Origin of the sequence: Arthrobacter sulfonylureivorans (genome assembly GCF_047607445.1) — a bacterium.
Classification (GTDB): domain Bacteria; phylum Actinomycetota; class Actinomycetes; order Actinomycetales; family Micrococcaceae; genus Crystallibacter; species Crystallibacter sulfonylureivorans_A.
Genome location: NZ_JBLKRT010000017.1, coordinates 61,593 through 82,972, shown reverse-complemented (window position 1 = coordinate 82,972; position 21,380 = coordinate 61,593). Strand labels below are relative to the sequence as shown.

The following is a 21,380-nucleotide window of genomic DNA, read 5'->3' as shown; positions in this document are numbered from 1 at the left end:
GCGACCGCGTGGTGATGGGCGGCGGCAACCGCACCAGCAAGCTGCTGCTCAAGCCGCAGGAACTTGCCAAGCTGCCCCACGCCGTCGTTGTTGAGGGGCTGGCGAAGCCCGCCGTACCTGCCCACGCCGCCGGCAGCTGAGCCGCCGGATAGCGCAGGCTTCCCTAATCTTGGCTTGCCTTACCTTGCTGGCGGTGATACAAAACGGCACATAATCTGGGAAGCATGGGACTCACAGGAAAACTTGCAGAAGCGTTCAACGACCAGGTCACGCTGGAACTTCAGGCGTCCGTGGTCTACCGCCAACTGGCCATTGACATGGATGCCATCGACCTGCCCGGCATTGCCGGCTGGTTCCGGGCCCAGGCCGAGGAAGAGGTGGTCCACGCCAACAAGTTCATCGACCACATGACGGACCGCGGCGCCCACCCGAAGATCCAGGCGATCACCGCTCCGCTGGTGTCCGCCGACAGCGTGCTGCAGGCCTTCGAAGCCTCGCTGGCGCACGAGAAGAAGGTCTCCGAATCCATTCGCGACCTGTATCGGTTGGCACAGCAGGAAGGCGACATCGACTCCATCCCGCTGCTGAACTGGTTCATCGAGGAGCAGCTGGAAGAAGAAGCCACCGTCGGCGAGATCATCGGCCGGGTCAAGCTGGTCAACGACGACGGCCCCGGACTGCTGCGCCTGGACGACCAGCTCGGCTCCCGGACGGCTGCAGAAGACAGCTAGCGGTTGGGATTCCCGCCTCAACCACAACGCAATGGACGACGTCGGTGCTCACCTGGGCACCGACGTCGTGCTTCACGCGGGTGGCAGCCACCCTTGACAGGGTGCTGATTCCCGTGTCGACTCGGTCCCAAGCTGTGCCCGGGGAAGCCCCGGGCCCTGAGCAGACCGGGAGAATCGGGCATGAGTACGGTTGTAGTGCAGGCGTTCATCACCTTGGACGGGGTTGTCCAGGCGGGCGGCGGGCCGGACGAGGACCGCGAAGGCGGCTTCGAGCACGGCGGTTGGCAGGCCGGCTACGACGACGGGGACATTGTCAGCGAGTGGGAGAGCAGGACCGAGGCGCTGCTGCTGGGCCGGAAGACGTACGAGATCTTCGCCGGTTCCTGGGGCGTGTGGGACGAGAACGCCGACGGGCTGCTGGGTGAGCTGACGCGCAGGTACAACCGGATCCCCAAGTACGTCGCCTCGGACACCCTGAGCGATCTTGCTTGGAAGAACTCGCAGCTGCTCGGCCCCGACGTGCCCACCGCAGTGAAGCAGCTGCGATCGGAGCCGGGCGGCGAGATCCGCATCTGGGGAAGTACGCAGCTGATCCGGACGCTGGCCGAGCACAACCTGATCGATGAGTACCGGCTGGTTGTCTATCCGCTGGTGCTGGGCGCCGGCAAGAAGCTGTTCGGAGAGGGATTCCCGCTCAGCCGGCTCAGCCTGGCCGAGTCCCGGGCGCTGCCCTCCGGAATCCTGATCAACATCTACAGGCCCGCCACTCAGGGCTGAATACTCCATCCGGGTGCACTAGGGCGCGGACACGACCCTCTAGGGTGCGCTGCTTCCGCTGAGGTCCATGGGGTCTTGCCCATGATGGGTGGCGCCCCTAGGTTGTAAGTGGACGCCTGCGGGGATAGGTTCCCGACCGGGAGCCGGCGGTGCGGCCAAGAAGGATAATCAGTATGGCAACAGGCACCGTCAAGTGGTTCAACGCCGAAAAGGGTTTCGGCTTCATTAGCCAGGATGACGACGGACCGGACGTGTTCGCGCACTTTTCGGCCATCTCTTCCGGCGGCTACCGCTCCTTGGAGGAAAACCAGCGAGTGGAGTTCGACGTGGTGCAAGGCCCCAAGGGCCTGCAGGCCGAGAACATCCGCACGCTCTAACAAACCTGAATGAACTGCGCCCCCGGACCGTGGGTCCGGGGGCGCAGTCGTGGGCGCGCTGTTTAGACGTGCTGATCCACGATGATGGGGTTGCCGTCCGGGTCCAGCAACATGAAGCTCGCGGGGCCAGTCGTTCCCTCCTCGGCTTCCGACAGGAATTCAACGCCCTCCGCTTTCAGTTCGCGCTGGAGTTCACGCACGTCCGTGAACGAGTCCAGTGCCTGCGCGTTCTGGGTCCAACCCGGGTTGAAGGTCAACGCGTTCTTCTCGAACATGCCCTGGAAGAGGCCGATGACGGTCTCGCCGTTCTTCAGGATCAGCCAGTTCTGCGAGATGTCACCGCCGTGATCGCTAAAACCGAGCTTCTTGTAGAACGCAGCGGAAGCCGCGATGTCCTTCACTGCGAGGCTGATCGAAAAAGCGCCGAGTTCCATGGGTTGCTCCACTCTGCCGAACGATGAATTTCTCTGATGATAGCCGCGGCCCGCGTCGCCACCGGCAGCACGGCGCGTCAGCCCTGCCCTTAGACCTGGTCGTCCGGAACGTCGACTTCGATGGCGTCGAAGTCCTCGCCAGCCTTGAGCTGGCAGCCGAGCCGGCTGCGGGTCTCGTCCCGCGGGCCGGCGGTGCACTCCAGCATCTCTTCCTCGTCGTCGCCGATGTCCGGCAGCCCGTCGAGGTACTCGGGCCGGACGTAAACGTGGCAGGTGGCGCACATGGCCTGGCCGCCGCATTCGCCGACGATGCCGTCCACGCCGTTGGTGACCGCGGCCCGCATCAGTGACGTGCCGGGGTCCACATCCAGGACGTCAACATTGCCGTCGGAGTGGTGGAAGCTGATCTTTGCCATGGTTCTTCTTTCCTAGTTCCAGGTAACGGGAAGGCTGGTGATGCCGCGGAACACCCAGCCATCCCAGGTTTCGGGCCGGCGGTTGTCGGTGCGCAGCCCCGGGAAACGCTGGTAAGCCAGGGGCACGGCGATCTGGCCGATGGAGGTTTTCGCCGCCCAGTGCCCGGCGCACAGATGCACGCCGCTGCCGAAGGCAAGATGGGCGGTCTTGGGCCGGAAGATGTTGAACTCGCCGGCCGTAGGCCCGAAATGGTTCACGTCCCGGTTGGCGGATCCCACGACGACGCCGAGGCCCGCACCCGCGGGCAAGGACACCCCGCCGAGCGTTGTGGCACGGGTGGTCTCCCGCGGATACATGCCGATGGGGGAGAGCCACCGGACGGTCTCGTCGAACACCGCCGGCCAAAGCGAATCATCGTTGAGCACTGAATGGCGCAGTTCGGCATGCCGACTGAGCGCCCACACGATGTTGGTGACCATGTGCTGCGGCTCGTTCATGCCGCCGGAGATGGTGAGCTTCACGTTGGAGGCAACGTTGTCGAACGGCAGTCCGCTGTTGGCCAGCGCCGAGGTCATCGACGCGTTGGGATGCTGCTGGTAGAACGGGATGAGTTCGTCGAGTATCGCATCCAATTCGGCCCGCGACGCCGCACAACGATCCCATATGGCCTGATCGTCGAGCACGTTTCCGGCGCCGGCGATGAAGTCGTGCGACCATCGGCGCATTTGCTCCACCGTGACGTCTTTCAGGCCCAGAAGGTCGATCAGGTTCTGCGAGGCGACCGGGGCAGCGTAATCGCGGTTGAGGTCCGCTTGGTCCGGGCCCTTTTCTTCGAGGACGTCGAGGTACGTCCGCGCGTTGCGTTCGAAGACCGGCGCCCAGGCTTCCTTGATGTTCTTGGGTCGCAGCACGGGGTTGATGGCAGCCCTGTCTGCGGCGTGGTGGGGGTCGTCCTTGCGCAACATGGGCTGGGCTCCGAGCGCCCGGTTCATGGTGGCGCCGCTGACGTTGGCGCTGAAGATTTCCTGGTCCAGTTCCACGGCGTGGCACCCGGCGTAGCTGGTCACGAGGAACTTGTTGAGCGCCGGAACCCAGGCGACCGGGGACTCGCTCCGCAGGCGCTCGTACGTGGGGTAGGGATCAACCATTAGCTCTGCGGGATTCACCCAGTCGGCCACGGGGGCCACGGGGTGGGCAGCAGGCGCTGATCCAGCAACCGTCGCGGCTGCGGACCGCGCCGTCGTGGCTTCGGCGCCGACGACGTCCGGCGGTGCCATGACGCCGCCGGCGCTCGCTGAGTCTCCACCGAAGCCGTAGGGGCATTGGCCTTCGAGGGCGGCAGACATGTGTCCTCCTGGAATCGAACGAACTGTGAAGACCAGTGTGGCCTGCGGGCTTCTCCTAGTAAACTGCGGATATTCGTACAACTTCCTCGAATCTGTAGGTTTAGATGCCAAAGTTCACCTTGCGTCAACTGGAACTCTTCGCCGCGCTGCCCGACCATCCCACGCTGAGCTCTGCGGCCTCGGCGCTGCACATCTCCGAATCGGCGCTCTCCCATGCCCTGAATGAGCTGGAGACAGCGGTGGGAGAACAGCTGTGCGTCCGCCGGAAGGCACGGGGCATGTGGCTGACGCAGGCCGGACAGTACCTGGCCGCCAGAGCACGGACCATCTTGAAGGAAACCGACGGGCTGGTCAGCGAACTGGCCGGTGTTGGCGGAGTGCTGAGGGGGCCGGTTGCCCTGGGCTGCTACACCGGGCTGGCCAGCAACGTGCTGCCGTCGGTCCTGGAAGGCTTCGGCAAACTGCATCCGGGCGTGGACATCAGCATTACGGTAGGCGATCACGGCGACCTGTTGCCCCGGCTGGAGACCGGCGCACTGGATGCGGCCATCGTCTACGACATTGGCATGCCAGCGGGCCTGCAGCGCCAGGCGATCTACCAAACGGAAGTGATGGCTATCCTGGCGGAGTCACATCCGCTGGCCACCAAGCCGGAACTCGACCTCGCCGACCTGGCCCCCGAACCACTCATCATGCTGGAGTCGGTCCCCAGCACCGGTTACACCCTGCTCATGTTTGCGGAACGCGGGCTGACGCCGACGCTGGCAGCACAGGTGCCGCAGATCGACCTGGTCCGTGCCCTGGTGGGCCGCGGTCTGGGATACAGCTTGCTGATGTCCCGGCCCAACCAGATCCCGGTCACTACCGAAGGCCTGCCCATCGTTTCCCGGCCGCTTCGGCCGCGGGCAGGCGGCACCTCGGTGGTGGCCGTCTGGCCCGACGGGATTGCCCTGAGCGCGCGGGCGCAGGCGGTCATGGACTATGCCTCTGAGGTACTGGAAGGCATCGTCACCGCTTGACCGGCTACGGCTCCGGCGGGTGCCGGTGTTCCCTTCGTTCACGCACGCGCTGCTCGTGCTCCAACCGGTGGTGTTCCTCCCGTTCGTGTTCCGCCGGGATCAGCTCCGGGTGGTTCAGCCGGGAGTGTCGGCGGCCGTACAGGAAGTAGATGGCCAGCCCGATGGCCAGCCAAATGGCAAAGCGCACCCAGGTGAGCGTGGTCAGGTTCAGCATCAGCCAGAAACACAGCGCCGCGGCCAGGATCGGTACCACCGGCGAGCCCGGCACGCGGTAGGCGCGCGGCAAGTCCGGCCGCTTCTTCCGGAGCACCACGACGCCGATGCTCACCAGGATGAAGGCGGAGAGCGTCCCGATGTTGATCATCTCTTCCAGCACGTCCACGTTGGTGAAGCCGGCAACCAGGGCAACCAGTGCGCCGGACAGGATCTGCACGCGTGCCGGGGTCTTTTGGTGCTCGGTGGTGTGGCTCAGCCAGCGCGGCAGCAGGCCATCACGGCTCATCGCGAAGGCCACGCGGGCGAGGCCCATCAGCAAGACCATGATGACGGTGGTAAGCCCGATCAGGATGCCGACCGATATGACCTGCGCGGCCCAGTCCGCTCCGACGTCAATGAAGGCTGTGGCGAGGGAGGCCTCGTCCGCCGCGGCCAGATCCTTGTAGGAAACCATGCCCGTCAGGGCCAGAGTAACCAGGATGTACAGGACGGTGACGATGGCCAGGCCGCCGAAGATGCCCCGCGGCAGCGTTTTCTGCGGATTACGGACTTCCTCCGCGCTGGTGGCCACGACGTCGAAGCCGATGAAGGCGAAGAACACCAGTGCCGCGCCAGCCAGGATGCCCAGCACACCGTACTGCTGAGGCTCCGCACCGCTGAGGAAGGAGAACAGCGACTGGGTCCAGACGCTTCCCCCGGTGCCCGTGGTGGGTACAGGCTCCGGCACGAATGGTGTGTAGTTCTCTGTCCGGACGAACATGAAGCCCACAACGATCACGAACAGGACGATGGCGATCTTGATGAGGGTAAAAACGTTGTTGACCCGGGCCGACAGTTCGGTGCCGAGCACCAGAAGGGTGGTGAAGATGGCAACGATCAGCAGCGGCCCCCACGTCAACTCCAGGCCGAAGACGCTGACGGTGGAGGGGACGTCCACGTCGAATAGCAGGAAAACGTTGCTGAGATAAATCCCCCAGTACTTGGCGATGACCGCCCCGGCCGTGAACAGCTCCAGGATCAGGTCCCAGCCGATGATCCACGCCAGCAGTTCGCCCATCGTCGCGTAAGTGTAGGTGTACGCGCTGCCCGCCACCGGGATAGCGGAGGCGAACTCCGCGTAACACATGATGGCCAGCGCACAGGTGATGGCCGCCAGCACAAAGGACAGGGTGACCGCCGGGCCGGCAAAGCTGCCGGCGGCTTTCGCACCGACGGAGAAGATGCCGGCCCCGACCGCGACCGCCACACCGAGGATCATCAGGTCGAAGGTGCTCAGCGTGCGTTTAAGCTCCCTACCCGGCTCCTCCGAGTCCGCCATGGACTGTTCGATCGATTTAGTCCGAAAGAGGCTCATGGGACCAGTATTCTCAGGATGGCCCGCCTCGGATACCTTTATTCGTCCAAAAGTGGGCGAACCACCCGCAGATCGACCCCCTAATGTGCGGTGAATCGATCCTCGGCGAGGTGCGTCGGCCCTGCCACCCCTGGGCTGTTGCCAACCTCCACGAGTCGGGCCTAAACTCGCGCCCACAGTCCCAGTCTGGGAGGTCTCCGGAACCTCTGCCCATCGGGCGTCCGGCGCGACCGGAGCTCCGCGTTTTGGACACAGACAGAACAGGAAATCGCCATGACCAAGTACTTGTTCCAAGGAAAGTATGTGGGCGAGGGAATCAAGGGCCTGATGCATGAAGGGGGATCCAAACGACGCGAGGCCGTGGTCCAGGCATTGGGGTCGGTGGGTGGATCACTGGAGTGCATCTACTATGCCTTCGGGGAGACCGACGTCCTGGGAGTCTTTGATATCCCTGATGCGCCCAGCGCCGCTGCCCTGTCCCTGCTGATCAATTCCAGCGGGGCGGTGGATTTGCGCCTGACACCGCTCATGACCCCCGAGGACCTCGACGCCGCGGCGGGCAAAACGCCGTCATACCGGGCTCCCGGACAACAGTAGGCGACCAACAACAGGCCTAGCGTTCTAGCCGCCGCTCGTGTGGGACTGCTGTTCGTCCCACCAGGCCAGCACGCGCGTGCCGTAGAAGGTGAGCCACTTGGATGGTTCGCCGGGCGGCACATCGACCTCAAACCAGACGCGTCCCGGGTGGCGGCGTTCCTGCAGCCACGTTCCGTCCGGCTGCCGGGCATCGCGGATGACCTCCACGGCATCGGCCAGCCGCGGATCAGGTGTGGCACCGTCGTACAGGCAAGCAGACCTGAAATAGTCCACCGCGTTCAGCGCACTGTGTACGTGCCGGAACGGGTAGCCGAAGTGCGTGGCCCACGGACCGACGATCGCTCCGGTGGACTTGGTGTAGAGCAGCCGGCGTTCCAGCAGGTACTCCTCGCCGGTGTGGCGGGCGGTCCGGAGCTCGTCGGATCCGCCGGTGGCGGACTCGTAGTACAACAGGCCCCTGAGCGAATTGAGCGTGGAATGGAAGGAAGAGCGGGTGGAGCCCTCGACCCACTCGCAGTTCCAGCCGCCGTCGGGCAATTGATGCTCCAGGAACCAGGTCGCAATTCCGCTGACATCGGCTCCCAGCCACGCGCCGTTGGCGAGCGTGAACGCGTTGATGCAGCAGTCCACTTCGCCGTCCCAGTACGGCAGGTCGTCGTACTCCCAGCGGCTGTTGGCGGCGAGCCGTTCGGCGGTGCCGTCGAGAGCGGCCGGATCGAGGCCCCAGTCCCGCAGCGTATTGAGCGTCCAGGTGGTGGCGGTCCACGGCTGGCCGGCTCCCTCGGCCGCTTCCGGCCCCTGGAAGTCGAAGCCGGCGGGAAAGTAGGCGCCGCCGGCCCACTGCCCATCGGGGTCCTGGTGGGACAGCAGCTCCGCGGCGAATCCTTCGGTCGCCATGCGGGCCCTGGTCTCCAACCATTGCCCCGCCGGAAGCTGGGCGAGGTCCCGTTCGACCTGCCAGCGGAGGGCGGGGTCGGAATCGAGCATCCAGTCGAGCGGCGCCGTCTCGGGGTCCATGGGCAACAGAGTAGCGGCCGCTGGCAGTAAGCAACACCGGGCGGCGGCCCTCGGGCGGCAGAACCGTGGGGAAAGCAGAGGACGACGTCGGCACCCGGGCGGGCACCGACGTCGTCCGCTTAAGCGGGAGGACCCTGCGTGGCGATCAGCCGGCGACCACGTGCGCGTCAATGAGCACCGGGCCGGTGGCTTGCAGTGCCTTCTGGTAGGCCGCCTCGAACTCCTCGCGGGTGCTGGTCCGCTCGGCGGGCACTCCGTAACCCTCGGCGATCGAGACGAAGTCGATGCCGCCAAGCCTCAGTCCGGGCACGTCCGGCACGCCCATCCGCTGGGCGAAGCCGGCGAGGGCGCCGTAGCCGGAGTTGTTGACGATGACGAACACCGTGCGGGTCTGCCGCTGGGCCGCCGTGTAGAGCGCGGTGATGCCGTAGTTTGCGGAGCCGTCACCCACGGTAGCCACGATGGTCTTCGACGGATCGCCAAGGGCCATGCCGACCGCCACCGGCAAGCCGAAACCCAGGCCGCCGGACGCCGGGAAGTTGTACATGCCCGGGCGGTCGATGGCGATGCGCTCGAGATAGTCCAGGTCCAGGGTGGTGGTCTCGTTGACGTACGCGACCGTGTCATTGACGTGGGCGTTCAGCACTTCAAGGATCTCAGTGCCGGTCATGCCGTCCGGCGAGGTCTTGGCTGCCGGCAGTTCCCGGCTGCCTGGCTCGCCGCGCCGCTGGCCCCGGTCCGTGACGCCCTGGGCCAGCGCCTGCGCCGCCCCTGCCACATCGGCGATTACGGACCGGCCGAACGGCGCGCGGGTCGCTTCCCGGGGGTCCTGCGTGAGTTGAATGACCTGGGTTCCGGCCTCGAGGTAGTTGCTCGGTTCCCAGCGGTGATACCGGAAAACGGCGGCACCGAGGACCAGGACCACGTCGTAGCCGGCGAGGCGGTCACGCACCGACTGGATGCCCGGGACGATGACGCCCTCGAAGTTCGGGTGGGTAGTGGGGAACGGGCTGCGTGACGGCGAGGGAGCGATGAAGACGGAGGCATTGGTTTTCTCTGCCAGCGCCACGACGGCGTCGAACACGCTGGCGTCCTCGACGGCGGCGGCATCCACTTGGGGGCCGACGACGAGCGCGAGCTTCTGGGCACCGTCGACGGCCGCGATGAGATCCCGCGCGAGGGCATCGGTGAGGCCGCCGGCGCTGACCACCGACCGCTCGGTGAGCAGGGCGTCGTCGTCGAGCGCGGGCTCCGCCCAGTCATCAAGCGGAACCGAGACGTAGACCGGCCCGCGCGGCTGGGCGGAGGTCTCGAATACCGCCTGCGAGAGCGTGCGGGGCACGTCCGCGGCGGCCAGCGGCTCGTGCGAGTACTTGACCAGTGGCGCAGCCAGGATCGAGGCGTCGGCGCTGGCCAGCATCGTCTCCTGCCCCACGGTGCGGCGGACCTGCTGCCCGGCCAGGATGACCATCGGGATATGGCCGTAGTGGGCGTTGGTCAGCGCACCCATGGCGTTGCCCGAACCGGAGGCCGCGTGCAGATTCACCAGCGCGGGGTTGCCGGTGGCGCGCGCGTAGCCCTCGGCCATCCCCACCACTACCTGCTCATGCAGGCCGAGGACGAAGTCGAATTCCTCGGTCAGGCCGGCCAGGAAGGGGAGCTCGTTGGACCCGGGGTTGCCGAAGATGGTGGTCATGCCGTGCGCACGGAACACGTCCAGGGTCGTCTCCAGTACCGTCTTCTTTATGCTCGCCACTGGTCTGCCTTCCTAGTAATTTCGTTGCTTGCGTTCACTGCGTTGGTTGGCCTGGCCGGCCCGACTCGTGTGAAAGCTCTTGGGACAAGTTAAGCGCGGCTGCCTCCCGCACCGACGCTGCAGCTGTGACCAGCGCAGCCTGCTCCTCGGGGGAGCCCTGCCAGTCGGCCACCTTGGCCTTGCCGGCGCTCATGGTTACCGGCAAAGCGATGAAGGCCTCGTCCAGCCCTCGGGCTCCCGCGGTCCATACGGCGGCGGGAAAGGTTTCGCCGCGGGCCATCATCGTGATCATGCGGACCACACCGAGCGGCGTGGTCCAGCCTGAACTCCGGCCCGGTTCCAAGGCGGACCAACGGTGGAACCAGCCATCAATGTCCTGGCGGATGTTTTCCTGCTGGGAAGCGGTCAGGGCGACCGGCGCGCCGTCGACCGTCACGGAACTGAAGCACGGCACCTGCCCCTTGCCATGCTCGCCCAGGACCTGTGCGCGGACCCGATGCGGTTCGAGTCCCAGTTCCTTGGCGATGGCGGCCTGGAAGCGGACCGAGTCGTTGATGCTGTAGCCCAGGATCCGGTCCGGACTGATGTCCGTGATCCGGTGCAGGCACTCGGCGAGGACATCGACCGGGTTGGACAGCAGCAGGACGACGCCGTCATGGCCCGAGAGCTTCTCGATGGTCGGGGCTAGCAGCCTGAGCAACCGCAGATTGGCTGCGAGGAAGTCGCGCCGGTCCCCGCCGGGCACCTCCGGTGCCGACGCGGCCACGATGACCAGGTCAACTTCTTCCCAGGAGTCGGAAGCCGCTGGATCAACAACATTCAGCCGGGGCACGCTGACACCGGCCAGGATCTGGGCCTCGGAAATGTCGATGGCGTGGGCGCGCGCGACGTTCTGTTTCACATCGACCAGATGGATCGTCGTGCCGATGCCGGCCAGCGCCAGTTGGTACACCACGCCCGACCCAATGAGTCCGGCAGCGCCGATCACGGCTATGCTGCGGGGCCACGCCTGACTTTGATCCGTGCTGTGCCCGGCTATCGGCGGATTGGTTTCAGCTTTCACTGCCTCTTCTTCCGTTTCAGGAGGAACCTGAGTGTTTCGAGGAACTGATCATCGACACCCAGGGTCTTGTGCAGCATACCCACGTCCGGGCCCGGGTTGCAGCCAGCCGTCGTTGTCTGACCAGGGATCCGGCACGTTTCGCTCCCGGACCGCGAGGTGACCGGGGAGGGCAGCAACCGAGCGCGGTGCATTGGGCGGCCTGTCGCACCGCCGCGCCCGAGGCTCAGCCCAGGAGCGTGCCTTCCCCGGCGCCGGAGGGCTTGGGGTCGGGGAGCTTCATCATGCGGAAGGAGTTGGCCAGGCCGGCGAGGCCGGCGAGTATCGGGATGAAGAGCGCGATTTGCAGTGCGATCGGCCGGGCGTCCGTGTTGATGCGGATGATCTCGTCCTGGACGTCCGGCGGCTGGCCGGCGAGGAGTTCCTCGAGTTGCGTGTTGCTCAGGACCTGGGCATCCTCTTCCAGCACCTGAGCGACCTGCTGCTGTTCGTCGGGCGCAAGTACCGTGCTGGACGTCGCCATGCTGGTGAAGATGATCGACAGCGAGGCCAGCATGATCGCCCCGGCAAATGCGAGCCCGAAGGAGAGGCCGAACGATCCCGCGGCGGAGTTCACACCGGCGGCCTCGCTGACCCGCTCGTCCGAGATCGGCGACAGGGTGTAGTCGTTGAGCTGGGAAACCAGCAGTCCGAGACCGCATCCCGAGATCACCAGCGGGAGCAGGAGCCACCAGCCGGAGACCGCGCGCGGTACCAGCGGCACGAGCACCAACAGGCCCACTGTCAGGATCAGGAAGCCCCACCTGATGAGGCCGGCCGGGCGTCGCGTCGCCGCCTTCTTTCCGGCCAGCATGGCGATTGCGAACATGGTGAGCGAGAGCGGGGCGATCGACAACCCTGCCTGCAGGGCGTTGTATTCGAGCACCATCTGGAGGTAGATCGGCAGCACGATCATGGTGCCGCCCAAGGCGATCTGCTGGAGCATTTGGCCGGTGGCACCGAAGCGGAAAGCCTTCGATTGGAACAGGTTCGGGTCCAGCAGCGTCGGCTTGTCGTGGCGCTTGCGCCGCTTGAGCCAGTAGACCAGCCCGCCCAGCGCGACGGCACCGACGGCAATGATGGCGCCCACTGCTTCGCCGCCTTCCTGCCAGACCAGGATGCCGAGCACTATGCCGCCCATTCCGAGAAAGGAAAGAATTGATCCGACGGCATCGAGCTCCCGCGGCCCCGTGTACGGCACGTCGCGGACCAGCCTGATGCCGGACAGTACGACCGCGATGATCAGGACTTCCAGCAGGAAGGCGACGCGCCATGAGAGGAACGTGGTGATGAAGCCACCGAGCAAGGGCCCGACCGCTGCGGCGATCGCAGCCGAGGCTCCGACCAGGGCATAGGTCCGCTTCTGCGCCGCGCCCTCGAAATTGCCATGGATGAGGGACTGCATGGACGGAAGCAGGAGCGAGGCACCCAGCCCGCCGATGAGGGCCCAAAAGATGATGATCGGGAGCAGGCTCTGGGCCAGCGTCATCGACACGGCGCCGATGGCGTAGCAAGCGAGACCGATCACGTAGGCGCGCCTGCGTCCGATCAGGTCGCCAATCTTGCCGCCGATGAGGATGAAAGCGGCGGATACGAGCGCTTCCAGCGCAATCGTCGACTGGAGGCCGCTGACCGTTGTGCCAATGTCCCTCACCACGGCGGAGATGGAGACGTTCATGATCGATGTGTCGACCACCAGCACGAACATTGCCATGGCCAGCAACAACGCCAGCCGGCCGTTGAACGGCTCTGCTCCCGTGCCACCCCCGTTCGGCGCGCTCATCGGTGGCCGCCTGGGCGGCCCGCGGTCTTCGGTTCGGTGGCGGACATGTCGCCTCCTCTGGCGTCGCCCGGGCAGTTACGCCCGGCGCGTGCTGTCCTGCACGAGCACATGAAACCACAACTGGCCGGGAAGCGAAAGGGCTGTGGCGCCGGATGATGCCTCGTTAGACGACGTCGGTGCGGCCATCGCTATGCGGAGCCGCTGGCACAGTGCCAGCCTCGGATTATTTCCGAGGAGGGAAAGGACGACGTCGGCGCTCAGGTGAGCGCCGACGTCGTACCTTTGGGATTGGCGAGGCTACTTGACCTTGTCCTTGAGGAACTGGACCGAGCGGCTCCACGCCAGTTTGGCCGCTTCCGGCCGGTAGTTGCCCTGCGGGTTTTCGTCATTGTGGAAGGCATGCGGGGCGTCGTAGAAGTAGTAGTTCACTTCCGCGCCGGATTCACGGCGGATCTGCTCCTCCTGCGCCTTGGCCTTCTCCACCGGGTAGGACGTGTCCTGCTCGCCGTAATGGCCCTGGATGGCGGCGCGGACACCTTCGTAGGAGTCGGGCAGGCCTTGTCCCACGCCATAGAACGGCACGGCGGCGCTGATCTTCTCGCCCTGCTGCGCGGCCAGCGCGAGCACAAAGCCGCCGCCCATGCAGAAACCGATGGCGCCCACGGTGGAACTGGTGACGGCCTCGTGGGCCAGCAGGTAGTCCACGGCGCCGGCCAGCAGGCGCGCACCTTCCGCCTCGGGCAGCTTGGACATCATCTTCGCCGCTTCCTTGCCGTCGTGGGCAATGCGGCCGCCGAACAGGTCCGGGGCCAGCGCCACGAAGCCTTCTGCTGCCAATCGGTCGGCCACGTCGCGGATGTGGTCCACCAGGCCCCACCACTCCTGGATGACAATGACGCCGGGGCCGGACCCGGACTCCGGCAGGGCCAGATAACCGTGGGCCTCGCCGCCTGCGGACTCGAAGGTGACATTCTGAAAGGTCGGGTTTTCGGCCAAAGTCCTACTCCTGATCGCTCGGGGCATACGGCATCAGTCTAGGGACAGGCACCGAAGATGTCTCGCCGCGTCCGCTGCCGCTCACGGTGACGGCCAATCGCCAAGGCCCTCGGCTAGCCCGGAGACCACGAGCGCCGTCGTACACGTGCCGGCAGGTGTGCGCTCTGCTCCAAGCTTCATGCATCGGTTCACAAGAAGGAGCGGTCGCCGGAGCGTAACGTCGGAGGCTCCACCATCGTCCGGTGCAGGGGCAGTCCACGCGGCGCAGTCCCGGGCACACTTGAGAGCCAAGGAGAAATCATGACCGCAGGGGCACCGATCGACTACATCGTCGTCAACGGCGTGATCTACACCAGCGATCCCGAGCAGGAATGGGCCGAGGCGTTCGCGGTCTCCGCCGGGAAAATCGCGGCCGTCGGAACCGAGGATGACGTCCGCCGGCTGGCAACGGGCGATACGCCGACGATCGATCTCGGCGGACGCTTCGCCATGCCGGGTCTGGTGGACGTCCATGCCCATCTGGGACTGGGTGGCCGCCAGCAAGCGTTCGAGCTGCCGATCCTGCCCACCGATTCGGTTCCCGAGATCCTGGATAAGGTGCGGACGTGGACGGAGCGGCTCCAGCCCGACGAGTGGGTCGTCGGAGGCATTGTGGGCTCCACGGTGATCGACGACCTCACCACCGACGATCTGAAAGCCCTGGACGACGCCGCCCAAGGCCACCCGGTGATGCTCCGCGACGATTCGATGCACAATCGCTGGGTCAACTCGCGGGCACTGGACATCATGGGGGTAACCGCCGACTCGCCCGATCCCGACGGCGGGTCCTATGTGCGGAATGCCGACGGGCAACTCACCGGCGTCCTGTACGAGCTGGCCGGAAATCTGGCCGAGTCGGCGGTGGCGGAAGCCGTTGAAGATCCGGCCGCGCACCATGCCACCGCCATCAAGACCGCTGTGCAGACCCTGAACTCCTTCGGCATCACCGCCGTCCAAGAGGCAGCCACCATGGACTACGCCCTGGAGACCCTGCACCGCCTTGACGAGCAGCGGCAACTCACGGCCCATGTGGTCGCGTCCATGCCGTCCCGCACCTTCATTGAGCCCGGCATCACCGGCGCGGAGCTGTACGACGTCGGTGCCCGCCACCGAAGCGCCCACGTGCGGCCGGACTTCTCCAAGTATGTGCTGGACGGGGTGCCGATGACCCGGACCAGCGCCATGCTGAATCCGTACATCTGCAGCCACCACAGCCACGACCGCGACTTCACCGGGGAGCCCCTGTGGGGGCTCGACGAACTGGTGGAATCGCTGGAGGATCTGGTGGACCGGGGGCTGCACGCGAAGCTGCATGCCACCGGCGATGCGGCGGTCCGCCGGGTCCTCGACGCCGTGGAGCGGGTCCGTGCAAGCCGCGGGGATGCACCGATCTTCCAGATCGCCCACGTGGAATACATCGATGAGGCCGACCTGCAGCGCTTCGCCGATCTCGGTGTTGTCCCCGACGCGTCGCCCTACCTCTGGTTCCCCTCGGTGATCCAGGAAAGCATTGCCAAGCAGATCCCGGCGGAAACTTTCGATAAGTCGTGGCCGCTGCGGGACCTCTTCGAGTCCGGTGCGCTGGTGAGCGGCGGCTCCGACTGGCCCTGCGCGGCGCCCACGCCCGACCCCTGGACCGGACTGGCGACCATGGTGACCCGGCGAAACCCGGATTCAGCGGTTCAGGGAGAACTCAACGGCGGCCAGTCGATCGGGATCCAGCAAGCCGTGGCAGCCTTCACCCGCAACCCCGCGGCCGCCATGGGGCTCGGCGACGTGACCGGAACTCTCCGCCCCGGGCTGTCCGCGGATTTCATAGTGCTGGACCGCAACGTTCTCATCGAGAACCCGGCCGCAATCCACCAGACCACAGTGCTTCAGACGTACTTCGAGGGCCGGTTGGTCTACGAGGCAGCCGACGAGGATGCGGCAGGTGTGGCCGCCGATCTGGCCGAAAGCGCCAGCTGAGCAGAGCGGACCTGCTGCACTAGCCGGCGCTGCCTCCTCGCTTCAGAAAGGCGGCCAGATTCGCCAGCGAGGAGGCCAGCCCGGCTTCGTGGTCGGCGGACGAAATGCCCGGCGGGACATTTGTGGCGGCAACGCTCACCAGTGTTCCGTCCGGTTGCGCCTGCAGCTCCCACGTCATGGTCATCGTTCCGGCGAAGCCGGCGTCGTCGGACATGAACTTGACCTGCTGCACGAGTTTCTCGTCGGGGACCAGATCGACGAACTCGACGTCGGTGACGTCCGTGGTGTCGGAGGTCTTTCCGTGGCCGGAGGCGTCCAGATAGGTCAGGACCATGCGGAAACCGCCGCCCACCCCGGGAGTGAAGTGTTCCACGCGGGCCATCATGCCGTCCGGCGGCAACCATTTTTCCAGGCTGTCGGGGTGGGTCAGGGCGCTGTAGATCGTCGACGGCGGCGCGCTGATCAACAGGCTTCCCCGATCGACCCTGTGGGCGTTCTGGTCCATCTTCCTGCCTCTGCGCGTCGGCGGTTTGGGGGCGTTTGACTGGCTTCGAGGGTAGCAGGCGGGCCACTTTCGGTGGAGCGCGAGCCCACCAAACGGCGGAAGCCGGCGCTCGCCGTCGTGCTCTGAAATGAGTGTTTCCTGGCAGCCATTCCCATGCAGGTCGTGACGTTTTATCATGGGCAGTTACGGTGACCAGCCGGCCGGGGAGTGCTGAGATCCAGCCCGTGTTCCGACGGCGGAGGAGCGTGAGGCAATGGAGCCGCATGAGGTGAAGGTCAACGGCGTGCCGCGGGTGTTGGCAGCCGGACCGCAGATCAGCCTGCTTGACTGGCTGCGTGGCCAGGGGCTGACCGGGGCCAAGGAAGGCTGCGCCGAAGGGGAATGCGGCGCCTGCGCGGTGCTGGTGGCGCGCGAGGACGGGCCGGACCGCACCCGCTGGACGGCCGTCAACTCCTGCCTGCCGGCGGCGCTGGCCTTCGACGGCGGGGAAGTGGTCACGTCCGAAGGACTGGGACGCGCTCCGGGGGCCTGCAGCGCCGAGGAGCTCCACCCGGTCCAGCGCGAAATGGCGGACCGCGGTGGTTCCCAGTGCGGCTACTGCACGCCCGGCTTTGTCTGCGCCATGGCGGCCGAGTACTACCGGCCCGAACGGCAGCCCGCCGCCGCGGAGGAACGGGGCCCGGACCTCGGCAGCCCCAACGGTTTCGACCTGCACGCGCTGAGCGGAAACCTGTGCCGCTGCACCGGCTACCGGCCCATCCGCGACGCCGCCTACGCCCTCGGCGCACCAGCGGACGCGGATCCGCTGGCCGTCCGACGTGAGGCACCGGCTCCTGCCGCTAAACGGACCCGGTTCGTCTCCAGCGGGACGGAATTCATCCGCCCGGGAACGCTGCAGGAGCTGTTGAACCGGCTGGAACAGGATCCCGACGCCGTCCTGGTGGCCGGGGCCACCGACGTCGGGGTGGAACGCAACCTGCGCCACAGCCGCCCGCGGTTGGTGCTGGCCATTGACCGGCTGGAGGAACTGCGCAGCCTGTCCGTGGGAGCCGACCTCGTGGAGATCGGGGCCGCCCTCACGCTCACCGAAGTGGAGCAGGGGCTGGGCGGACGGGTGCCACTCCTCAGCGAACTCTTCCCGCAGTTCGCTTCCCGGCTGATCCGGAACAGCGCCACGCTCGGCGGCAACCTCGGCACCGGGTCTCCGATCGGCGACGCCGCGCCGGTCCTGCTGGCTCTCGACGCCAACCTGCTGCTGGCCTCACCGCGAGGAGAGAGGTCAGTGGCGCTCGCCGACTACTTCACCGGCTACCGCCAGACCGTGCGCGAACCGGACGAGATCATCCGCGCCGTCCGGGTGCCGCTGCCGGTGGCTCCGAGCACGGCTTTCCACAAGGTGGCCAAGCGGAGGTTCGACGATATCTCCTCGGTGGCCGTCGCGTTCGCGGCCAGGTTCGACGGCGCCGTCGTGACCGATGTGCGGATTGGGCTGGGCGGCGTCGCCGCGACGCCGCTGCGCGCCACAGCCACCGAGGATGCGCTGACCGGCAGCGAACTGACCCGGGAGAGCGCGGCGGAGGCAGCCGCTGTCCTGGCAACGGAGGGCACGCCAATGGACGACCACCGGGCCAGCGCCCGCTACCGCGCCGCAATGCTGGAGCAGGCGATGCTGAGGTTCTATGCCGAAAACGCGCCGGAACTGGAGGTGATCCGGTGACCTCCCTTGCCGACCGGCCCGACAACCCCGCCGTGGGCCAAGCCGTATCGCACGAAAGCGCGGCGCTGCACGTGACCGGAACCGCCCTCTACACGGACGATCTGGTCGGGCGCATGCGCGGATGCCTGTATGCATGGCCGGTGCAGGCACCCCACGCCCACGCCTACGTGACGGCGCTGCGGACCGAACCGGCGTCGGCCATTCCCGGCGTGGTCCGGGTGCTGACCTCCGCCGACGTGCCCGGAGTCAACGACGCCGGAGCCAAGGACGACGAACCGCTCTTCCCCCGCGAGGTGATGTACTACGGCCACGCCGTGTGCTGGGTGCTGGCCGAAACCGCCGAGGCCGCGCGACTGGGCGCGGCAGCCGTGGAGGTCGATTACCAGGAGCTGCCGTCGCTGCTGACTCTCACCGAGGCCATCGACGCGGCCAGCTATCAGGGAAACCAGCCGGTGGTGGCCCGCGGTGACGCCGAGGCCGGGCTGAAGCGCGCGCCGCACCGGTTCAGCGGGTCGTTCGAGTTCGGTGGCCAAGAACACTTCTATCTGGAGACCCACACGTCGCTGGCGCACGTAGACGAGTCCGGACAGGTGTTCATCCAGTCCTCCACCCAGCACCCCTCGGAGACGCAGGAAATCGTCGCCCATGTGCTGGGCCTGACCAACAGCGAGGTCACCGTCCAGTGCCTGCGGATGGGCGGCGGGTTCGGCGGCAAGGAGATGCAGCCGCACGGATTGGCCGCCGTCGCCGCGCTCGGCGCCGTGCTCACCGGGCGGCCGGTCCGGCTGCGGCTGAACCGCACCCAGGACATGACCATGACCGGCAAGCGGCATCCGATGCACGCCAGCTGGGAAGTGGGGTTCGACGACGACGGGCTCCTGCTCGCGCTGCGCGCCATCATCACCTCCGACGGCGGGTGGAGCCTGGATCTGTCCGAGCCCGTCCTGGCCCGCGCCCTCTGCCACATCGACAATGCCTACCTCATTCCCGACGTCGAGGTCCTCGGCCGGATTGCCAAGACGAACAAAACCTCGCAGACAGCCTTCCGCGGGTTCGGCGGGCCGCAGGGCATGCTGGTCATCGAGGACATCCTGGGCCGGTGCGCGCCGGCGCTGGGCATCGAGCCGGCCGAACTGCGGCGCCGCAACTTCTACGCGCCGGGCCAGAGCACACCATACGGGCAGCCGGTCCGGCACGCCGAACGGCTGCACGATATCTGGGCGCAGCTGTCATTGCGGGCGGATGTGGAGCGTCGACGGGCAGCCGTGGCGCGCTTCAACGCCACCCACGAGCACACCAAGCGCGGGCTGGCGATGACGCCGGTGAAGTTCGGCATCTCCTTCAACTTCACGGCCTTCAACCAGGCCGGCGCGCTGGTGCACGTCTACAAGGACGGTTCGGTGCTGGTCAACCACGGCGGAACCGAGATGGGCCAGGGCCTGCACACCAAAATCCGCCAGGTGGCCGCCACCGCCCTGGGCGTGCCGCTGGACTTCGTGCGGCTGGCACCCACGCGGACGGACAAAGTGCCCAACACCTCGGCCACGGCGGCGAGTTCGGGCGCCGACCTCAACGGCGGGGCGGTGAAGCACGCCTGCGAGCAGATCCGCGAGCAACTGGCCGACGTCGCGGCACGGAAGCTGGACACCCAGCCGTACAACGTGCGCTTCGTGGACGGCCGGGTGACCAGCCTGGGCTCACCCGAGAGTCTGTCCTTTGCCGAGCTGGTTCACACAGCCTACTTCCAGCGCACGCCGCTCTTCGCCGCAGGCTTCTACCGGACCGAGGGCATCCATTGGGACTCCGCCAACATGCAGGGCGAGCCCTTCAAGTACTTCTCCTACGGTGCCGCAGTCTCCGAGGTTGAGGTGGACGGCTTCACCGGGGCCTACCGGTTCCTGCGCACCGACATTGTGCACGACGTCGGCGACAGCCTGTCCCCGCTGATCGACCAGGGCCAGATCGAAGGCGCCTTCGTCCAAGGCGCCGGCTGGCTGACACTGGAGGAACTGCGCTGGGACACGAGCGCTGGTCCGGACCGAGGCCGGCTGGCCACGCAGGCAGCCAGTACCTACAAGATCCCCAGCTTCTCGGAGATGCCCGAGGAGTTCAACGTTCACCTGTATGAACGGGCCACCGAGAGCGGTGTGGTGTACGGTTCCAAGGCGGTGGGGGAGCCGCCTCTGATGCTTGCCTTCAGCGTGCGCGAGGCCTTGCGTGCCGCGGCTGCTGCCTTCGGGCCGCCAAGCCGACCGCTCGAGTTGCCCAGCCCGGCGACGCCGGAAGCGGTCTTTTGGGCTGTCCAGGAGGCGCGGGCCGCCGCCGGCAGGGGAACGGTTCCTGCGACGACGCCCGCCGCATCGGGAGCGGGCGGATGATGGACTGGCTGGCCGCGGTGCAGAACCTGCGCGACGACGGAGGCCCCGGTGTGCTCGCCACGGTGGTCTCCGTGCGCGGTCACGCGCCCCGTGAGGCGGGCGCCAAGATGGTCATCGCGGCCGACGCTCTATGGGACAGCATCGGCGGCGGGAACCTCGAGGCCGAAGTGATCGACCGGGCCCGCCGCATGATCGCCGATGCGTCCGCAGCGCCCGAAACCCTGACGTTTGCGCTCAACGAGCACGCGGCGAACCAACACGGACGCCAGTGCTGCGGCGGCGAAGTGCAGGTCCTGCTGGAGCCGCTGCGCCATGATCCGGTGGTGGCGATTTTCGGCGTCGGGCATGTGGGGTTCGAACTGGCCCGGATCCTCTCCAGGCTGCGCCTGCGCCTGCACCTGACCGACAGCCGGGCCGGGCAGCTCGATCCGCTCCGGCTGGCCGATGTGACCGCCGGCAGCGCCACCGTCACGGCCCACCACACTCCGGCACCGGAGACTGTGCTGCAGGCCTTGCCGGCCGGCTCGCACGTCTACATCATGACCCACGACCACGCCGAGGACTTCCTGCTGTGCGACGCCGCACTGCGCCGGGGCGGCCTGGACGTTGGCCTGATCGGCTCGACGGCCAAATGGGCCCGGTTCCGGCAGCGGCTCCGCGCGGAAGGGCATGACGACGTCGACTCCATCCGCTGCCCCATCGGCCTGCCCGGCATCGGCGGCAAAGCGCCCGCCGCCATCGCCGTCGCTGTCGCCGCGGAGCTGCTCGGCAGGCTGGGCAGCGCGGTACCGGAAGCTTCCGGGCCGGCGCCCCGCGCGGTTTCGAAGTTCCCGGAGTAGTGGGCCTGCAAGGTG

The 21,380-nt window shown here is 66.8% G+C and carries 19 protein-coding genes; 9 read left to right on the top strand and 10 right to left on the bottom strand.

All coding sequences use genetic code 11. The annotated features are described in order from the left end of the window. The first annotated feature begins 224 nt into the window (after nucleotides 1-224). The 3 genes from ACMX2H_RS10230 (at nucleotide 225) to ACMX2H_RS10220 (ending at nucleotide 1,885) form a co-directional block, all read left to right on the top strand. Entirely contained in the window at nucleotides 225-731 is a 507-nt protein-coding gene (locus tag ACMX2H_RS10230) for a ferritin (protein WP_414960388.1), read from the top strand. A gap of 180 nt (nucleotides 732-911) precedes the next feature. Further along, complete coding sequence (locus ACMX2H_RS10225) at nucleotides 912-1,508, top strand: dihydrofolate reductase family protein (RefSeq protein ID WP_414960387.1); 597 nt, start codon at nucleotides 912-914, stop codon at nucleotides 1,506-1,508. 173 nt (nucleotides 1,509-1,681) lie between these two features. Continuing rightward, on the top strand, nucleotides 1,682-1,885 hold the full coding sequence (locus ACMX2H_RS10220) for a cold-shock protein (protein WP_127512273.1): 204 nt from the start codon (nucleotides 1,682-1,684) through the stop codon (nucleotides 1,883-1,885). A 62-nt stretch (nucleotides 1,886-1,947) separates the two neighbouring features. Here the strand turns inward: ACMX2H_RS10220 and ACMX2H_RS10215 are convergent, their stop codons facing one another. The 3 genes from ACMX2H_RS10215 to ACMX2H_RS10205 all read right to left on the bottom strand — a co-directional run bounded on the left by ACMX2H_RS10215 (nucleotide 1,948) and on the right by ACMX2H_RS10205 (nucleotide 4,082). Further along, on the bottom strand, nucleotides 1,948-2,319 hold the full coding sequence (locus ACMX2H_RS10215) for a VOC family protein (protein WP_414960386.1): 372 nt from the start codon (nucleotides 2,317-2,319) through the stop codon (nucleotides 1,948-1,950). 89 nt (nucleotides 2,320-2,408) lie between these two features. Beyond that, the gene (locus ACMX2H_RS10210; protein ID WP_414960385.1) at nucleotides 2,409-2,735 is read right to left on the bottom strand and encodes a 2Fe-2S iron-sulfur cluster-binding protein; all 327 of its coding nucleotides are present in this window, start codon (nucleotides 2,733-2,735) and stop codon (nucleotides 2,409-2,411) included. 12 nt (nucleotides 2,736-2,747) lie between these two features. After that, the gene (locus ACMX2H_RS10205; protein ID WP_414960384.1) at nucleotides 2,748-4,082 is read right to left on the bottom strand and encodes a cytochrome P450; all 1,335 of its coding nucleotides are present in this window, start codon (nucleotides 4,080-4,082) and stop codon (nucleotides 2,748-2,750) included. A 104-nt stretch (nucleotides 4,083-4,186) separates the two neighbouring features. On the opposite strand from ACMX2H_RS10205, the gene ACMX2H_RS10200 reads away from it, so the two are divergent. Beyond that, nucleotides 4,187-5,101, top strand: a complete 915-nt coding sequence (locus ACMX2H_RS10200) for a LysR substrate-binding domain-containing protein (protein WP_414960383.1) — start codon at nucleotides 4,187-4,189, stop codon at nucleotides 5,099-5,101. Between the two features lie 4 nt (nucleotides 5,102-5,105). On the opposite strand, the gene ACMX2H_RS10195 is transcribed toward ACMX2H_RS10200, so the two are convergent. After that, nucleotides 5,106-6,671 (bottom strand): amino acid permease, encoded by a 1,566-nt coding sequence (locus tag ACMX2H_RS10195; RefSeq protein WP_414960382.1) that lies wholly within the window; start codon nucleotides 6,669-6,671, stop codon nucleotides 5,106-5,108. Between the two features lie 273 nt (nucleotides 6,672-6,944). Here ACMX2H_RS10195 and ACMX2H_RS10190 point away from each other — a divergent pair, with 273 nt between their 5' ends. Further along, nucleotides 6,945-7,268, top strand: coding sequence for a GYD domain-containing protein (locus ACMX2H_RS10190; protein ID WP_136786498.1), 324 nt, complete (start codon nucleotides 6,945-6,947; stop codon nucleotides 7,266-7,268). A gap of 24 nt (nucleotides 7,269-7,292) precedes the next feature. On the opposite strand, the gene ACMX2H_RS10185 is transcribed toward ACMX2H_RS10190, so the two are convergent. The 5 genes from ACMX2H_RS10185 to ACMX2H_RS10165 form a co-directional block, all read right to left on the bottom strand. Then, nucleotides 7,293-8,285 carry a squalene cyclase gene (locus ACMX2H_RS10185; RefSeq protein WP_414960381.1) on the bottom strand — a complete coding sequence of 331 codons (993 nt, stop codon included), beginning with the start codon at nucleotides 8,283-8,285 and terminating at the stop codon, nucleotides 7,293-7,295. Between the two features lie 145 nt (nucleotides 8,286-8,430). Next, the gene (mdlC, locus tag ACMX2H_RS10180; RefSeq protein WP_414960380.1) at nucleotides 8,431-10,041 is read right to left on the bottom strand and encodes a benzoylformate decarboxylase; all 1,611 of its coding nucleotides are present in this window, start codon (nucleotides 10,039-10,041) and stop codon (nucleotides 8,431-8,433) included. A gap of 34 nt (nucleotides 10,042-10,075) precedes the next feature. Next, nucleotides 10,076-11,104 (bottom strand): malate dehydrogenase, encoded by a 1,029-nt coding sequence (locus ACMX2H_RS10175; protein WP_414960379.1) that lies wholly within the window; start codon nucleotides 11,102-11,104, stop codon nucleotides 10,076-10,078. 223 nt (nucleotides 11,105-11,327) lie between these two features. Further along, the gene (locus ACMX2H_RS10170) at nucleotides 11,328-12,923 is read right to left on the bottom strand and encodes an MFS transporter (RefSeq protein WP_414960378.1); all 1,596 of its coding nucleotides are present in this window, start codon (nucleotides 12,921-12,923) and stop codon (nucleotides 11,328-11,330) included. Nucleotides 12,924-13,220: 297 nt separating this feature from the next. Further along, nucleotides 13,221-13,946 (bottom strand): dienelactone hydrolase family protein, encoded by a 726-nt coding sequence (locus ACMX2H_RS10165; protein WP_414960377.1) that lies wholly within the window; start codon nucleotides 13,944-13,946, stop codon nucleotides 13,221-13,223. 273 nt (nucleotides 13,947-14,219) lie between these two features. Between ACMX2H_RS10165 and ACMX2H_RS10160 the strand changes: the two genes are divergently transcribed. Continuing rightward, nucleotides 14,220-15,926 carry an amidohydrolase gene (locus ACMX2H_RS10160; RefSeq protein ID WP_414960376.1) on the top strand — a complete coding sequence of 569 codons (1,707 nt, stop codon included), beginning with the start codon at nucleotides 14,220-14,222 and terminating at the stop codon, nucleotides 15,924-15,926. A gap of 19 nt (nucleotides 15,927-15,945) precedes the next feature. Here the strand turns inward: ACMX2H_RS10160 and ACMX2H_RS10155 are convergent, their stop codons facing one another. Beyond that, nucleotides 15,946-16,431, bottom strand: a complete 486-nt coding sequence (locus tag ACMX2H_RS10155; protein WP_414960375.1) for an SRPBCC family protein — start codon at nucleotides 16,429-16,431, stop codon at nucleotides 15,946-15,948. Nucleotides 16,432-16,684: 253 nt separating this feature from the next. On the opposite strand from ACMX2H_RS10155, the gene ACMX2H_RS10150 reads away from it, so the two are divergent. Genes ACMX2H_RS10150 through xdhC form a run of 3 tightly spaced genes read left to right on the top strand, consistent with a single transcriptional unit; the run spans nucleotide 16,685 to nucleotide 21,365 of the window. Beyond that, on the top strand, nucleotides 16,685-18,148 hold the full coding sequence (locus ACMX2H_RS10150) for a xanthine dehydrogenase small subunit (protein ID WP_414960374.1): 1,464 nt from the start codon (nucleotides 16,685-16,687) through the stop codon (nucleotides 18,146-18,148). Next, nucleotides 18,145-20,526: a xanthine dehydrogenase molybdopterin binding subunit gene (gene xdhB / locus ACMX2H_RS10145; RefSeq protein ID WP_414960373.1), complete on the top strand. Its 2,382-nt coding sequence runs from the start codon at nucleotides 18,145-18,147 to the stop codon at nucleotides 20,524-20,526. Before ACMX2H_RS10150 ends, xdhB begins: the two co-directional genes overlap by 4 nt. Next, complete coding sequence (gene xdhC, locus ACMX2H_RS10140) at nucleotides 20,526-21,365, top strand: xanthine dehydrogenase accessory protein XdhC (RefSeq protein ID WP_414960392.1); 840 nt, start codon at nucleotides 20,526-20,528, stop codon at nucleotides 21,363-21,365. The genes xdhB and xdhC overlap by 1 nt, the downstream gene beginning before the upstream one ends. Nucleotides 21,366-21,380: the final 15 nt, after the last annotated feature.

Coding starts and splice junctions, on each gene's coding strand:
- ACMX2H_RS10230 (WP_414960388.1), top strand. CDS start 225: ATGGGACTCACAGGAAAACTTGCAGAAGCGTTCAACGACCAGGTCACG.
- ACMX2H_RS10225 (WP_414960387.1), top strand. CDS start 912: ATGAGTACGGTTGTAGTGCAGGCGTTCATCACCTTGGACGGGGTTGTC.
- ACMX2H_RS10220 (WP_127512273.1), top strand. CDS start 1,682: ATGGCAACAGGCACCGTCAAGTGGTTCAACGCCGAAAAGGGTTTCGGC.
- ACMX2H_RS10215 (WP_414960386.1), bottom strand. CDS start 2,319: ATGGAACTCGGCGCTTTTTCGATCAGCCTCGCAGTGAAGGACATCGCG.
- ACMX2H_RS10210 (WP_414960385.1), bottom strand. CDS start 2,735: ATGGCAAAGATCAGCTTCCACCACTCCGACGGCAATGTTGACGTCCTG.
- ACMX2H_RS10205 (WP_414960384.1), bottom strand. CDS start 4,082: ATGTCTGCCGCCCTCGAAGGCCAATGCCCCTACGGCTTCGGTGGAGAC.
- ACMX2H_RS10200 (WP_414960383.1), top strand. CDS start 4,187: ATGCCAAAGTTCACCTTGCGTCAACTGGAACTCTTCGCCGCGCTGCCC.
- ACMX2H_RS10195 (WP_414960382.1), bottom strand. CDS start 6,671: ATGAGCCTCTTTCGGACTAAATCGATCGAACAGTCCATGGCGGACTCG.
- ACMX2H_RS10190 (WP_136786498.1), top strand. CDS start 6,945: ATGACCAAGTACTTGTTCCAAGGAAAGTATGTGGGCGAGGGAATCAAG.
- ACMX2H_RS10185 (WP_414960381.1), bottom strand. CDS start 8,285: ATGGACCCCGAGACGGCGCCGCTCGACTGGATGCTCGATTCCGACCCC.
- ACMX2H_RS10170 (WP_414960378.1), bottom strand. CDS start 12,923: ATGAGCGCGCCGAACGGGGGTGGCACGGGAGCAGAGCCGTTCAACGGC.
- ACMX2H_RS10165 (WP_414960377.1), bottom strand. CDS start 13,946: ATGCCCCGAGCGATCAGGAGTAGGACTTTGGCCGAAAACCCGACCTTT.
- ACMX2H_RS10160 (WP_414960376.1), top strand. CDS start 14,220: ATGACCGCAGGGGCACCGATCGACTACATCGTCGTCAACGGCGTGATC.
- ACMX2H_RS10155 (WP_414960375.1), bottom strand. CDS start 16,431: ATGGACCAGAACGCCCACAGGGTCGATCGGGGAAGCCTGTTGATCAGC.
- ACMX2H_RS10150 (WP_414960374.1), top strand. CDS start 16,685: ATGGAGCCGCATGAGGTGAAGGTCAACGGCGTGCCGCGGGTGTTGGCA.
- xdhC (WP_414960392.1), top strand. CDS start 20,526: ATGGACTGGCTGGCCGCGGTGCAGAACCTGCGCGACGACGGAGGCCCC.